The following is a 15,157-nucleotide window of genomic DNA, read 5'->3' as shown; positions in this document are numbered from 1 at the left end:
ACATAATGATAATACTAAGCCACCAGAGGTACTCTTATGGCTACTGTTCCTGCGTCCTCTGTTTCGCCGTCCGTATTCGGCGGAGCAATGATTATCGGCGGAACTATCATTGGTGCGGGGATGTTTTCCCTGCCGGTGGTAATGTCCGGTGCATGGTTTTTCTGGTCGATTGCAGCACTGGTATTCACCTGGTTTTGTATGCTGCACTCAGGATTAATGATCCTCGAAGCTAACCTGAATTACCGGATTGGTTCCAGTTTTGACACGATCACCCGCGATCTGCTGGGAAACGGCTGGAATATTATTAACGGCCTGACCATTGCGTTCGTCCTGTATATTCTGACTTATGCCTATATTTCCGCCAGCGGATCGGTGCTGAGCCACACCTTTGCACAGGCGGGGATCACGCTTCCGGCACGGCTGGGCGGATTTCTGTTTGCCCTGGCGGTCGCCTTTATTGTCTGGCTGAGTACCAAAGCGGTCAGCCGGATGACGACGATTGTGCTCGGTGCCAAAATCCTGACATTCTTTATGACATTCGGCGGTCTGCTGTGGAATGTGAAACCGGCGGTATTACTGAACGTGGCACAGCCGGACGCTTCTTATCTGCCTTATGTATTGTTTACCCTGCCGTTTTGTCTGGCCTCTTTCGGGTTCCACGGTAATGTGCCGAGCCTGATGAAATATTACGGCAAAGAACCCGGCAAAATCCGCCGCTGTCTGACAATCGGCACACTGATGGCGCTGGTGCTCTATATCATCTGGATGCTCGGCACGATGGGGAATATTCCGCGTCCGGACTTTATTCCGATTGCGGAGAAGGGCGGCAATATTGATGTGCTGGTTCAGGCGCTGAGCGGCGTGCTGCACAGCCGGGGACTGGAGCTGCTGCTGATTGTGTTCTCAAACTTTGCGGTGGCCAGTTCGTTCCTCGGGGTGACGCTGGGGCTGTTTGATTATCTGGCGGATTTATTCAAATTTGATGACAGTAAAATTGGCCGCCTGAAAACCGCCGGTGTCACCTTTATCCCGCCGATGCTGGGCGGATTGATCTATCCGAACGGCTTTATTTACGCCATCGGTTTTGCCGGTCTGGCGGCGACGGTCTGGGCGGCGATTGTCCCGGCTCTGCTGGCCCGCGCATCCCGTAAACGCTTCGGCAGCCCGCAGTTCCGGGTCTGGGGTGGTGAGCCTATGATCTGGCTGATCCTGGGCTTCGGGATACTGAACGCGGTGGTACATATTTTGTCGAGTTTCAGCCTGTTGCCGGTTTACCGGTAAGCCATTACTTAAGCGGCAGGATTGTTGAGATTAATGATCCTGTCCGCTGACTCATGAGGGCGGATTTTTGATATAAAAAATGCCTGCAATATATATTGCAGGCACCCGGTGTTGACTTAAAAAATAAATAATTTAATTATCTTGTTATATTTTTAAACGCTTCTGTGGTGGCTTTTAATGCCACTTCTGTCGGTAAACGCTCCATGGAACTGGCACCGTAAAAACCGTGGCAGTCCGGGCAGCGATCTAAAATGTATTGTGCATCTTCCGGGGTCGCGATAGGGCCGCCGTGACACAATACAATAATATCCGGACGGACAGCTTTGGCCGCTTTCGCCCAGTCATTGATCATCTCAACACAGTCATCCAGCGTGGTGGCGGTTTCCGCCCCGATATTACCGCCGGTGGTCAGACCCATATGCGGCACAAGAATATCCGCACCGGCTTCGGTCATGGCAATGGCATCTTCACGACTGAAGACATACGGTGTGGTCAGCAGATCTTTTTCATGTGCCTTGCGGATCATCTCCACTTCCAGCGCATAACCCATGCCGGTTTCTTCCAGATTGGCGCGGAATTTACCGTCGATCAGGCCGACTGTCGGGAAGTTCTGCACGCCGGAAAACCCGGTGGCTTTGATATCGTCCAGGAATTTATCAAACTGACAGAACGGATCCGTGCCGTTGACACCCGCCAGAACCGGCGTATGTTTCACGACCGGCAGCACTTCTTTTGCCATATCCATGACGATTTCGTTGGCATTACCGTAAGCCAGCAGACCGGCCAGTGAGCCGCGTCCTGCCATGCGGTAACGGCCGGAGTTATAGATAACGATGAGATCGATACCGCCGGCTTCCTCACATTTTGCTGACAGACCGGTACCGGCACCGCCGCCGATAATCGGCTCGCCGCGTGAAATCATGTCATTGAATTTTTTCAGTAATGCGTCACGGGAAAGTGGCATCTTGTGTCTCCTTATTTCGCCCGTAATTGCTGGTGTTGATCAATGACAAAACGGGTAAATTCCGGGTCATTAATGTGATACGGGCATTTGCGTAAAATACGTTTTTCTGTTTGTTTATAATGAGTTTCGAACGCCTCAATAAAGGCGCGGTCTGCATCCGGCGACCAGAAAGGCATACCTTCAGCATCCAGGGCGGAGAAACCGCCTTCCGGAATGATAAAAATGACATCGCCGTGACACTGGTTGAGTTTTTCCGCAATCCAGCGCCCCATCTGTGCATTTTCTTCCGGGGTGGTACGCATCAGGGTGACCTGGGCGTTGTGGTGATAGAACTGACGATCGGCGTATTTTTCCGGTACGGTGGACGGGCGGCCGAAATTGACCATATCCAGTGCGCCGCAGGAGCCGATATACGGCGTCTGCGAACGGGCAATGGCGCCGAAACGGTCTTCATCACAGGCCAGAACGCCGCCGAAAAGATAGTCACACACTTCCGTGGTGGTCAGGTCAAGGATACTGTCGAACAGATGGTCATCCGCCAGTTTTTCCATCGCTTTACCGCCGCTGCCGGTCGCATGAAAGACCAGACAATCGTAATCCGCTTCCAGTTCTTTGCTGATTTGCTGGATACACGGTGTGGTGACGCCGAACATAGTCAGGGCAATGGCGGGTTTATCAGTAACCTGCTCTTCCTGACAGAAATAAACCGCCCCGGCAATCTGATTAGCCGCATTACGGAGAACTTTACGTGAAATTCGGTTCAGGCCGGAGACATCAGTGACAGAGTAGAGCATGGCAATATCGCTTGCGCCGATATAGCCGGAAATATCACCGGAGGCCATGGTGGAAACCATGAGTTTAGGGATGCCGACAGGCAGGGATTGCATTGCTGGTGTAATCAGTGCCGTTCCACCGGATCCGCCCAAACCGAGAAGTGCTGCAATATCATTTTGTTTTGCAAGGAAACGTTCAAAGGCGACAGCCATTGCCGCGATAGCACGGCCGCGGTCGCCGCAGAAAACCGCGCTTTCGCCGTCAGGGTGACAGGCGGCGACGTCGCGGGCGCAGACATCCGCTTCCCGGGTCAGCTGACCGGGTTTTGTGGTTAAATCCACAGTCTTTACAGCCAGGCCGGTGCGCTGGATCAGCTCACTGACATAAAAAATCTCATCACTTTTGGTATCGAGCGTTGTGGCGATATAGACAGCGCCTTTATTGCTGTTCATGGTTAACCTCAAAGGGATATCGGATGTCTGATAACGCATCATAACCAGAATGAGACTGTAGTATCATTTTGTTTGGCTGATTTTGAGACATGCATCTCAATTTGTCTATCTTTAAATCAGTTTTTTGATAAAAAAAAACACCATAAGGGTGTTGCCGGCGGGGATGTTGTGTAAGATAGCCGCGCAAAATTCACAGAAAATTGTTAAAGGAAAATCAGTTATGGCCTGTACTGATGATGGGGCACCTTACTCCGGCACACGGAAGCGGACATTTAATCTGCTGGTTAATACCGCGCTGGCACTGTTTGAACAGGGCGCGATGCCGTCAGTCTCTGAACTGGCAGCGGAAGCCGGTGTGTCACGGGCAACGGCTTACCGCTATTTTCCGGCACAAAGTGATTTAATCGCCGCCACCGTGGATGCGAGCCTCGGCCCGATTCTGACCTGGCGCTCCGACAGCCCGGAAACCCGCGACCGGATGGAGCAATTGCTGGCTTTCGCTTATCCGCAGATGTTCCGCCACGAAGGTGCACTGCGTGCGGCATTGTATGTGTCGTTGCAGCAGTGGGCGCAGGATCGCTCGGCTTCGGCCAAATCCCAGACTAATGATGAGAAAAAACTGGTCAGAGGGCACCGCAAGGCGATTCTGGCTAATGTCACCGAGCCGCTGAAGGCGCATGTCGATCAGGAAACACTGGATAAAGTGATCCGTGCATTCTCGCTGGTGTACGGTTCGGAAGTGTTCCTGGTGATGAAAGATATCTGGAAGATGAATGACGGTGAAGTCATCGATATTACCCAGTGGATGGCAAAAGCGATTCTGAATCAGGCCATGGCGGACAGCCGGGCACAACAGGATGAGCAGCCGTAATCACGGCTGTTCTCTTATCTTCCGTGCACCACACTGATTTCCGCCTCTGACGGTGAGAAAGTTACGCGCATAATTATATCCCCTGTAATTAATTGATTCCGGTGATAGACTGATTTTCTGTTCCGGCAACCGGCTGACATTATAACAATATGAATATTATCAAAACTGCAGCAGGGATTTCGGCCTGTTTTGCGGCCGGATTATTGCTGGCATACCTGAACGTGCCGATGGCGCTGATGTTCGGCCCCATCATTCTGATTATTATTGCGCACCGTTTCAATGTTTCGCTCACTATTCCTAAGGGAACATTAACCTTTGTTCAGATGGTGCTCGGAACATCCGTCGGGCTGATGTTTACCCGTGTCGATCTCAGTCAGTTTGATCATCTTCTGCTGATTATGCTCATCATGGTGTCGTGTCTGGCGGTGCAGTTTACCGTCAGTTTTCTCTGGTTCCGCAAACGGGTGGGGTGGTCAGTTCAGGAATCTCTGCTGGGAGCGGTGCCGGGGGCAATGGCGGCAATTCTGGCGCTGATGGATCACACCGGTACACCGCCGCAGAAGGTAGTGATTTCTCATACTATCCGCCTGATTATTCTGATTATGCTGGCGGGTGTGGTGGTCGGCAGTGATCATCCTGTCCCGCCGCCTGCGGATATTCCGCCGCAGAGTCTGGTGTCCGTGCTGTGGCTGCTGGTGATTGTGGTGTGCGGGTATCTGTCCGGCAAAGCGCTGGAAAAAATCAATGTCCCGGCACCGTTTATGCTGACATCACTGGGCACGGCGATTGCGGTGCAGAGCATGGTGAGTACTTACATTGTTTTCCCGCTGCTGCTGAATGATATCAGTATGACGCTGATCGGCATGTATATCGGGAGCTATTTTGTTCTGTTTCCGCTGAGATCACTGCTGCGCAATATGGTGACGTCCGCTCAGGTGGTGCTGATCAATATTGTGCTGACTGCACTGATTGCATTCGGGGCGTCTCACCTGACCGGTTTTTCCTTCCCGATGCTGCTGCTCTCCTGGGCGCCCGGCAGCATGGAAGCCATGACATTCGCCGCAATTGCGATGGGGATAGATGCGGGTTTTGTCATGCTTAACCATATTCTCCGCATGCTGATTATTCAGAGCGTGCCGTCAGTGGTGCTGTATATTCAGGAACGGAGGAGTAAGTAATTACTCCGCTTTTTTCACTGTCAGCCGCACAGAATAGACCGGGTCTGAGTTTCCGCACATGTTGCGGTAAGACATTCCTTTGATATTTACCCTGACTTTCCCGCGCTCCGCCGGTGTTCCCTGCAAACGGGCAGCGATCAGCGGGCGCTGATCGGCTTTCATCACCCGTGTCTGCCACTCCTCACCGGTGATAAGCGGTATCCATTCCCCGGCCTCATTTTTTGACATCAGTGTGACCGTCATCCAGTCCGGTTTCTCACTGACATAAAACGGGATCATTCCTGCGTGCCGGGTGATTTCAATCGTTTGCTCATACGGCTGACCGGTCACCGCATCCGGTGCCGGGATTTTGGTCACCGATTCTGACGGCGTAAATATAGCCATACCGCCGCACATGGCACCATAAAACACCCCGCAGCCGCTTAACATCCCGCACAGCAGCAGTACAACGGTTCCCCTGAGAAATGAATGAGACAGGCGCATTATGGTTTCTTCCCTGATATTCATGCAAAAAATAAGTTTGCCAGTATAAAAAAAGATCACAACAAAAACTGTGCCCGGTATCTGTCAATTCAGGAAATCACACAATATGTACTGGTTAATACAAATGAGTCTTGTTAGACTTTAAAAACCGTACTAATTAGTACACTTATGGTGTCTGTTAACCGTGTGAGGAGTAATAATCAAATGACAGAAAAAGCGCAGGATCCTTCAAGACGATCTTTCCTGAAAAATGCCGGTCTCGGCACAATGGGGCTGGCGGCCGGTGCGCTCGGCAGCCATTCTGCATTAGCAGGCGGCAATGCCGTGCTGACAGGGGCAGATGATAAAAATAAAAGTTATATCAAAACAGATAAGCGTAAGAAGCTGATTTATAACGGCTATCTTATCACTATGGATGAGCAGTATGGTGATATTGAAGACGGTGCGGTGCTGGTTGACGGCGATAAAATCGTCGATGTCGGCCCGGTGTCCAAATTTGCCGGGGTTGATGCGGAGCTGATTGATGCGGACGGCGGTATTATCCTGCCGGGGATTATCGACAGCCACCGTCATACCTGGATGTCACTGCTGCGCGGGATCTCCGCGGATATGTCACTGGCCGGTTTCCTCGGCTCTACTTTCTACGGCATCGGTTCAGTCATGGAGCCGGAAGATATCCGCATGGCGGCACTGGTGGGATCGGTTGAGGCACTGAATGCCGGGGTAACCACCATTCTTGACTGCTGTGACTGTGTTAACTCACCGGATCATGCGCCGGCGGCGATTGAATCCCTGCGTGCCTCCGGGATCCGCAGTATCTATGCTTATGGTATGCAGGCCTATGATTATAAAGGCAGTAACCGGTTCCGCAGCCATCAGCAGCGCCTGGATGTGATGAAAAATATTCATCAGCAATATTATGGTTCCGGTAATAAAACCCTGAACCAGATGGGTGTGCTGCTGAGTGATTTCGGTACCATTCCGTTTGCGCATACCGCGAAAGAGATTGAGCTGGCCAATGACCTGGGTATCTTTGTGGCATCTCATACCGGTGCGGCAGAAAAATCCATTCTGCTGAAAGGGTTACATGAGCTGAAACACAATAATCTGCTGAAGCCCGGCCATCTCCACATTCACTGTACTTCGCTGGATAACAGCGAGTGGAAAATCCTGAAAGAGACCGGCGGTAAAGTCTCTATCGCGCCGGAAACTGAAATGCAGATGGGGATGGGGCGTCCGCCGTTCCGCGCCAGTCTTGACCACGGTTTTAAACCCGGCCTGAGCAGCGATATTGTCTGTGTCGGCTCCGGTGACCTGTTCTCGCAGATGCGTCTGGGTCTTCAGTTCCAGCGTTGTATGGACAGCGAAGCAGAAGCAAACCGCACCGGCAAAACCACCACCAAAATTGACCTGAGTGTGCGCGATGCGCTGACCTGGGCAACACACGGCAGTGCGGAAGCGATGGGGATGGAGAAAGAGATCGGCTCGATTACCAAAGGTAAAAAAGCGGATATTATTATCGTTTCCCAGAAAGAAGCCTTCGTACCGTCCAGTTATCCGGCGGGCTCAGTGGTTCTGCAGACCACATCATCCGGTGTGGATACGGTGATTATCAACGGCGATGTGAAAAAACGCTTTGGTAAGCTGACACAGCAGAATACCGACAAAATCCGTTCTGATGCGACAGAAGCACTGCGCCGTATTCAGAAAGCGGCGAAAAAGCTGCCGAAACAGACAGCAGAAGAGGTGGCAACCTTCTTCGATGCCGCTCAGGAGCAGGCGCGTGAGAATTTCTCAGCCGGTTACAGCTATAAAAAATAATTGACCGGGCAGTGTGAGCAACACAAAAAACCGCTTCCGTGAGGAAGCGGTTTTGTATTTCAGGGGAAAATTACTGCTCTTCCGGCAGAATAAACATACCGTAAGGGTGGATTTGCAGGAACAGACTGTCGCCGACAGACGGCTGCAATTGTGTGGCATTAATCTGCAGCAGCATGGACTGGCCGTGCCAGTCGACGGTCACTTCATACTGCGGCCCCATATAGGCCACATGAGACACGGTGCAGCGCTGGCTCTCATCACCCAGCAAACTCAGGGTAATGGCCTCCGGACGGACACCGACAGTAACGCTGCTTTTGTCCGTGACGAACTGCGGCGGACGCGGCAGACGGTAGCTGAAAATCTCAACGGCATCACCGGTCAGTGTCGCCGGGAAGATATTGGCATCACCCATAAAGCTCGCCATAAACTTCGAGGCAGGCTGACGATACAGCTCCTGCGGCGATCCCAGCTGCATAATTTTCCCTTTGTTCATCACCAGTACCATATCCGAGACCGCAAAGGCCTCGCTCTGGTCGTGGGTCACATACAGAGAGGTGATATTAAACTGCTGCTGCAATTCACGGATTTTTTCCCGCATGCTGCGGCGCAGGTTGGCATCGAGGTTACTCAGTGGCTCATCAAATAACAGCACTTTCGGTTTGAGGATCAGGGCACGGGCCAGTGCAACACGCTGCTGCTGACCACCGGAGATCTGATCGACAAAGCGATCCGCGAATCCGGCCAGATCCACCAGCTCCAGTGCTTCCTCCACCCGCTCTTTCACTTCCGCTTTCGGGCGGCCCAGCATTTTCAGCCCGTAACCGACGTTATCGCCGAGGGACATATGCGGGAACAGCGCGTAAGACTGGAACACCATACAGATATCACGCTGCTGGATGGAACGGTCTGTGACATCTTCGCCGTCAATGAACATCTTACCTTCGGTCGGTTTTTCCAGCCCCGCCACCAGACGCAGCACGGTGGTTTTTCCGCAGCCGGACGGGCCGAGCAGGGTGACCATGCTGCCCGCCGGAATAGAAAGACTTAAATCGTCGATGACCGTGTTGGTGCCAAAGCGTTTAGTCACATTTTTTAATTCAACAAAACTTTGTTGTGTCATGTCGGTTACTCCATGATTACTGTGCATTTTTGGCTTTGGAACGTGAAACACGGGCTTCGCCAATCAAAAAGTCGAACAGGAAAATAATCGCCAGCATCACGACGATCAGGATTGAGCCATAGGCAATGGCCACGCCGTACTCGCCGTCTTCCACGCGGTTCAGAATATAGGCGGTTGCCACACGGGTGTCTGGTGTCACGAGGAACACAATGGCACTGACCGTGGTGATGGCGCGGACAAAGCTGTAAATCAGTGCCGACAGAATTGCCGGACGCAGCAGCGGCAGCAGGATGTGGAAGATTGTCCGCATCGAACCGGCACGCAGGCTGAGTGACGCCTCGTCCAGGGATTTGTCGATTTGCCCCAGACCGGCGATACCGGCGCGGATCCCGACCGGCACATTTCGCATCGTCATGGAGATAATCACGATTGCCGCCGTCCCGGTTAAATAGAACGGAGAATCGTTAAAGGCGAGGATGTAAGACACACCCGCCACGGTTCCCGGCACCGCGAAGCAGAGCATCGTGGTAAATTCGATGGTCTTTTTGCCGCGGAATTCCTGGCGCACCACAATGTAGGCGATCAGCAGGCCGAGCACGGCGGTGATTGGTGCGGCAATCCCGGCGTAGAGCAGGGTATCGAGCAGTGAAGGCCATGCGCCGTCATTCATGCCCTGACCGAACAGCTTGATAAAGTTATCCAGGGTTAAGGTGTAATCCACGCCCCAGTTCACGGTAAAGCTGCCGTAGAAGATGCTGCCGTACAGTACCAGGTTGAAGACAACCCAGATGGTGAGGAAGGTGGTGACAAACGCAACCAGCGCGGCAGGCAGCGGCTGTACATCACCGCGGTAAGATTTACCGGACACCGTGACATAAGAACGTTTGCCGATCCACATATACTGCACACAGAAGACCAGCAGCGAGAAGACCAGCAGGGAGGCGCCGAGGGTACTGGCCGCCTGATAATCGAGCTGGGAGCCGGTGATATAGAAGTAAATCTGGGTGGCAAGCACGTCAAAGTTACCGCCGAGGACCAGCGGGTTACTGAAGTCTGCCAGTGACTGTACAATCACAATCAGGAAGGCGTTAGCCAGCGCCGGTTTCAGCAGCGGCATAAAGACGTTGAAGAACGTCTGGAAACGGTTGGCGCGCAGGGTGTAAGACGCTTCTTCCAGCGACGGGTGAATGGTTTTGATGGCACCGTCGAGGATCATAAAGGACATCGGCGTAAAGGCGAGCACCTGGGCCAGCCAGATCCCGGTAAAGCCGTACAGCCAGTTGGTGTTTTCCAGCCCCGCATACGTGGCGAGGAATTCGGTCACATAACCGGAACGTCCCATCATCAGGGTGACACCCAGGCCGACAATAAACGGCGGGGTGACAATCGGCAGGATGGAGAACACACGGCCGATAATTGCCGAACGTTTTGCGATACGGCTGGTATAAATCGCCAGAATCAGACCGAAGAAGGTACAGCCCGCACCGACTGCCAGTGAGAGTATCACGGAGTTCCAGATGACCTGCACAATATGGGACTGTGTGAGAATCGATACAAATGCGAACGGCGCGAAATCCCCGTTATTGTCGGTGAACATCGGGATAAAAATCGCGATACTCGGGAATACAATAAACAGCGCAATCAGCCCGACCACCGCAATCAGTGAGCCGATAACAAACTGGTCGCCGCCCAGCCACTCCAGGCGTTTGAGGGCGAGGGTCATAATCATGCCGAGCGAGATAAACAGCACAATGGCGGAATAGCCGAGACCTTTCCCTTCCCATACGGCGCTGACAACCGCCACCACTGCCGTCAGAACGGCGATCGCAATATCGGTATAGTGACGTCCGCGCTGGTCGCGGGAAGCCGGTGTCAGTGAGCGGAAAAACAGTACTGACGGCAGCAGATACCAGAGCCAGCTGACATTCAGCCCGTGCCAGCCGTAAGCGGCAAGAATTTCATCTGATGTGGAGTCGGTTAAACCATAATCCAGGCTCCAGGACGGCAGCAGGGCAAAGCCCAGCCACGCGATCAGCAGCCATAAGAAGATGGAATCCCGTCCCTGTTTTGAAGGCAGAGTCAGGGTTTCAGACATTAAAGAATCTCCCTTGCCCGTCTTCATTCAGGAGAATGAGACAAGACAATATAATTATTATAATAAAAACAAGACCGCGCGGCAGAACACCGCGCGGCAGACAACATTACTTACTCATTTTGACTTCGGTGACCCACTTGTTGATCAGATTCTTACGGGTTTCAGCATCACCGTATTTATCCATATCGTAGTTGATCAGTTTCAGATCAGAGAGTTTCAGTGACATTGGTGAGGATTCAGCCGTGGTATTGGTCAGGATCTGGTAAGATTTACCCTCTTTCCAGCTGATTTCCTGGGCTTCTTTGGACAGCACGAAATCCACGAACAGTTTGGCGTTGTCCATGTTACGGGCATTTTTCAGGATACTGATACCACCGATTTCATAACCGGTTCCTTCACACGGGGAAATTAACTCCAGCGGTGCACCGTTTTCCACTTCCAGGGAATAGTCGTGCAGGAAGCCGATACCGATAGCGGATTCACCACGGGCGGCGTTACGCGCAGGGGCAATACCGGATTTGGTGTACTGGGAGATATTGCTGTTGAGTTTTTTCAGGTAATCGAATGCCTGATCGGTGCCCCACAGCTGGTCAAATGTCGCCAGCGCAGTGTAAGCCGTACCGGAGCTCTGCGGGTCAGCAATCTGGATTTCACCTTTGTATTCCGGCTTGGTCAGATCTTTCCAGCAGGTCGGGATTGGCAGGCCTTTCTCTTTCAGACGATCTTTGTTCACACCGAAACCTAAGATGCCGACATAAACCGCAGAAGAGTAGTTGCCTTTGCGTTTGGCCGGATCACGGAACTGCGGCATGATCTGATCTAAATTCGGGGATTTGTACGCCTCCAGCAGATCCATCTCACCCGCCTGTGAATGCGGATCTAATGTACCGCCGTACCAGACGTCAGCCTGCGGGTTACGTTTTTCCGCTTCGATCTTGGCCAGGGTGCTGCCGGAACCGTTACGGACAAATGTGGTTTTCACATCGTATTTTTTGGCGAAAGCCTGTGTTTCAGCTTCACACATGGCGTTGGTCGCGCTGCAGTAAACCACCAGACGACCGGCGGCATTAGCGGATGTGGTAACAGCAGCCAGTGATAAACCGGCGGCAGCGAGAGCAGAGAGGGTCTTGAGTTTCATTATCAGTTCATTCCTTATTATAGGGTTCTGTCATCGGAGAGTGAAACAGAGCCTGCCAGATGTTCCCGCTTGCTGACATTAGCTATCAGCAGCGGCATCAGCAGTAATCCCGTCAGTGCCGCGGCACTGGTCAGCAGGGTAAACATGCCCTGCCAGCCGTAATGTGCCATGACCTGCGCGAGCGGCCACCCGGCCATTGCCGCCCCTAAGTAGGCGTAAAGACCAAGGTAACCCGTTACCGTACCGGCGGCTTTTTTATGGCAATATTCTGTCGCCGCCAGTCCGATTAACATTTGCGGCCCGAATACAAAAAAGCCGGTACTGAAGAAACACGCCGCCAGCAGTCCGTAGTGATGAATCGGTATTAACCACAGGGCGCTGACAGCAATAAACAGGCCGAGGGAAAACAGCAGAATCATCGGGGCGCGCTGACCACGGAATAAAATATCCGACCCCCAGCCCGCACAGACCGCACCCAGCAAACCGCCCAGTTCAAACAGTGACAATGTGGCATTGGCACTGAGCAGATTGCTGCCGTGTGTTTCGGATAACCACAGGTTTCCCCAGTCATTGATCGCCATCCGGATGAGATAAACGAGAATGTAGGAGAAACCGAGTAACCAGATCATCCGGTTACATAAAATTGTCTCTTTCAGGATCACCCGCATCGGCAGCGGCGGGGATAACTGCTCCTGACGCAGTTCTGACGGGTCATGCCGCCATTGTCCGACAGTCGGTAATCCTTCCTCCTGTGGCGTGCCGTGTAACCGGCTGCACAGCCACAGGCCGGTCACCATCCCGATAATGCCCGGCACTATCAGGGCGGTCTGCCAGCTGTAACGGGTTGCCAGCCAGGCGGTCAGCAGCGGCAGGGTAATGCCGCCGAGGCTGATGGAGATATTCCACAATCCCCACCAGAAGCCGCGTTCATTGCGCGAATACCAGTGTGTCAGGATGCGCGCGCACGGCGGCCAGCCCCAGCCCTGGAAAAACCCGTTCAGTGTCCAGACAATCAGCAGGGCAGGAAATGACAGGCACCAGGCAAAGACAATATTCAGCACGCCGGTCATAAACAGCCCGGCGCCCATAAACCAGCGGTAACCGGTGATATCGTGGAAAATCCCCGATACAAATTTTGAGATGCCGTAACTCAGGTAAAATGCGGTCGCTATCAGGCCGATATCGCTTTTATCGAGATGCAGTTCTGTCTGCATCACCGGCATCACAAAGTTAAAGCTCTTGCGGGTCAGATAAAACGTGGCGTAACCGATTATCATCGATAACATCAGTTTATTGCGCCAGAATCGATAGGTTTTATCCATGGTTTTGGTCTGTTTTCCGGCCATTACGTTATGTCCCGTTCAGGCTGCAAATGTAATCAATCTGTCAATAAAAAGGATGAGAGAAGGTAGTAGATGACTAGGAATAAGTCTTAGTTTTCGTGATTTTCATCAGAAAATGTGGGCAGGTTAACAATAATCCGGGTCCCGCCGGTGGTGGTCAGTGTCCAGTCGCCGCCGAGTGCCCTGACCCGTTCCTCAATACCGCGCAGACCAAAGCCGCCGCGGCGTTTGCTCTCCGGGATACCGATACCGTTATCAGAGACATGGAGCTGTATCGTGTCACGTTGCTGTCTCAGTATGATGAGGATGTGGGTGGCTCCGGCATGCTTACTGATATTATTTAACAATTCCTGTACAAGCCGGTAAAGCGTGAACAGCACAGTTTCATTTTCCGGCGGCTGTTTCAGTTCATAATGAAACTCGCACTGAATGCCGTTTTCCCCGAACGCAAATTCCGTAATCAGATGGCGCAGTGCATTTTCAAGAGACATTTCACTCAGCACCGGCGGACGCAGTTCCCGTAAAAGCTGGCGGGTGGACTGATGAATTTTCTGTGCCAGTTCATTGATTTGTGCTGCCGCACGGCTGCTTTGCGGATCCGGCGCGGTTTTTCTGACCAGCATCGACTGGATCTGAATTGCCGTGATGTTCTGGCCGATTTCATCATGCAGCTCGCGGGCAATCGCTTTTTTGACATCCTCTTCCGTATGCACCAACTGCTGCATCAGATCCCGCCGCGCCTGTAACTCCTGCTCCAGCCGTTCGCGGTAGCGCTGTAAATTACGTGACAGTTGCTGCTGACGGCTGATGGCAATCCCGAGGCCGATACCAATCAGCGCCTGGGTGCTCATAAACATCTGCAATTCCTGTAAATCGGCAAATGCGCCGTTAAACTGGCGGGCAAAGGTGATAATCAGACTGCCGAGCAGGGCAGAGAGTACGCCGCCCTGCCAGCCGTAGCGGTAGGCCATAAAGACATTGGGGATAAATACCAGCAGCACCAGCAGGCGTTCAATTTCCGGGGTAAAAAAGAGCTGGGCGCTGAGCCCGGCCAGGCAGAACAGAAAACACCACATCAGCAGCGACGTGCGCAGCTGCGGATCCGGCGTGCCGTAATCCAGGATCAGGCGGAAATGCTGTTCATGGAGATATTCATAGATCAGATAGACAAACGGTGTCAGCAGAATACCGCCGGTCAGCGTGGTGAGGAAAATCTGGGTCACACTCAGCGGCGTCAGCAGGCTGAACACCAGGGTATGCAGCAGGCTGTTGATACCGACACCGGCGATCAGCAGTAACAGGCGCTGCCAGTAAAGGGTGTAGCGCCACCAGGTGGTCTGGATAATAAAGGCGGTGATAAGACTCAGCAGCGGCGACAGCAGGATCACCGGCTGTGACAGCAATTGTTCCTGTGCCAGCCAGATATTCAGCAGCAGCTCCGCCAGCAGCAGGGTCGGCCAGAAGCGCCGCCACAGCAGGATCATCAGCGCCAGCCGCAATCCTTCCGGCAGAAAAAACGCTGACAGCACACTGTTCTGACTGAGGTAAAAACCGATGATCCACAGACCAATCCAGGTCAGGGAATAGGTAAACAGCAGAAATACCGACTGTAACAGCAGACGAGCGCCGCGCCTCAT

12 protein-coding genes are annotated in these 15,157 nt (G+C 52.8%); 4 read left to right on the top strand and 8 right to left on the bottom strand.

What is annotated here, in order from left to right:
• Nucleotides 1-36: 36 nt before the first annotated feature.
• Nucleotides 37-1,281 (top strand): tryptophan permease, encoded by a 1,245-nt coding sequence (gene mtr, locus JL661_RS14465; RefSeq protein ID WP_024472759.1) that lies wholly within the window; start codon nt 37-39, stop codon nt 1,279-1,281.
• A 136-nt stretch (nt 1,282-1,417) separates the two neighbouring features.
• On the opposite strand, the gene JL661_RS14460 is transcribed toward mtr, so the two are convergent.
• Together JL661_RS14460 and JL661_RS14455 are read right to left on the bottom strand one after the other, a co-directional pair.
• Entirely contained in the window at nt 1,418-2,245 is an 828-nt protein-coding gene (locus tag JL661_RS14460) for a phosphoenolpyruvate hydrolase family protein (RefSeq protein ID WP_024472758.1), read from the bottom strand.
• 11 nt (nt 2,246-2,256) lie between these two features.
• Entirely contained in the window at nt 2,257-3,471 is a 1,215-nt protein-coding gene (locus JL661_RS14455) for a Tm-1-like ATP-binding domain-containing protein (protein WP_046024708.1), read from the bottom strand.
• Between the two features lie 220 nt (nt 3,472-3,691).
• On the opposite strand from JL661_RS14455, the gene JL661_RS14450 reads away from it, so the two are divergent.
• Nucleotides 3,692-4,342, top strand: coding sequence for a TetR/AcrR family transcriptional regulator (locus JL661_RS14450; RefSeq protein ID WP_062773040.1), 651 nt, complete (start codon nt 3,692-3,694; stop codon nt 4,340-4,342).
• A gap of 149 nt (nt 4,343-4,491) precedes the next feature.
• Nucleotides 4,492-5,520, top strand: coding sequence for an AbrB family transcriptional regulator (locus JL661_RS14445; RefSeq protein ID WP_036417963.1), 1,029 nt, complete (start codon nt 4,492-4,494; stop codon nt 5,518-5,520).
• On the opposite strand, the gene JL661_RS14440 is transcribed toward JL661_RS14445, so the two are convergent.
• Nucleotides 5,521-6,003, bottom strand: a complete 483-nt coding sequence (locus tag JL661_RS14440; RefSeq protein WP_004236016.1) for a hypothetical protein — start codon at nt 6,001-6,003, stop codon at nt 5,521-5,523.
• A 204-nt stretch (nt 6,004-6,207) separates the two neighbouring features.
• On the opposite strand from JL661_RS14440, the gene JL661_RS14435 reads away from it, so the two are divergent.
• Nucleotides 6,208-7,824 carry an amidohydrolase family protein gene (locus tag JL661_RS14435; RefSeq protein ID WP_004238940.1) on the top strand — a complete coding sequence of 539 codons (1,617 nt, stop codon included), beginning with the start codon at nt 6,208-6,210 and terminating at the stop codon, nt 7,822-7,824.
• Nucleotides 7,825-7,894: 70 nt separating this feature from the next.
• On the opposite strand, the gene fbpC is transcribed toward JL661_RS14435, so the two are convergent.
• The 5 genes from fbpC to JL661_RS14410 all read right to left on the bottom strand — a co-directional run bounded on the left by fbpC (nt 7,895) and on the right by JL661_RS14410 (nt 15,157).
• Complete coding sequence (fbpC, locus tag JL661_RS14430) at nt 7,895-8,944, bottom strand: ferric ABC transporter ATP-binding protein (RefSeq protein WP_036417965.1); 1,050 nt, start codon at nt 8,942-8,944, stop codon at nt 7,895-7,897.
• A gap of 16 nt (nt 8,945-8,960) precedes the next feature.
• Entirely contained in the window at nt 8,961-11,039 is a 2,079-nt protein-coding gene (locus tag JL661_RS14425; protein WP_004236013.1) for an ABC transporter permease, read from the bottom strand.
• A 106-nt stretch (nt 11,040-11,145) separates the two neighbouring features.
• Nucleotides 11,146-12,177 (bottom strand): ABC transporter substrate-binding protein, encoded by a 1,032-nt coding sequence (locus JL661_RS14420; RefSeq protein WP_004236012.1) that lies wholly within the window; start codon nt 12,175-12,177, stop codon nt 11,146-11,148.
• Nucleotides 12,178-12,194: 17 nt separating this feature from the next.
• Nucleotides 12,195-13,523, bottom strand: coding sequence for an MFS transporter family glucose-6-phosphate receptor UhpC (gene uhpC / locus JL661_RS14415; RefSeq protein WP_004236011.1), 1,329 nt, complete (start codon nt 13,521-13,523; stop codon nt 12,195-12,197).
• Between the two features lie 86 nt (nt 13,524-13,609).
• Complete coding sequence (locus JL661_RS14410) at nt 13,610-15,157, bottom strand: MASE1 domain-containing sensor histidine kinase (protein WP_004238936.1); 1,548 nt, start codon at nt 15,155-15,157, stop codon at nt 13,610-13,612.

It is taken from the genome of Morganella morganii, from assembly GCF_019243775.1.
Classification (GTDB): Bacteria; Pseudomonadota; Gammaproteobacteria; order Enterobacterales; family Enterobacteriaceae; genus Morganella; species Morganella morganii.
This window is presented reverse-complemented; position numbering and strand designations above follow the sequence as displayed.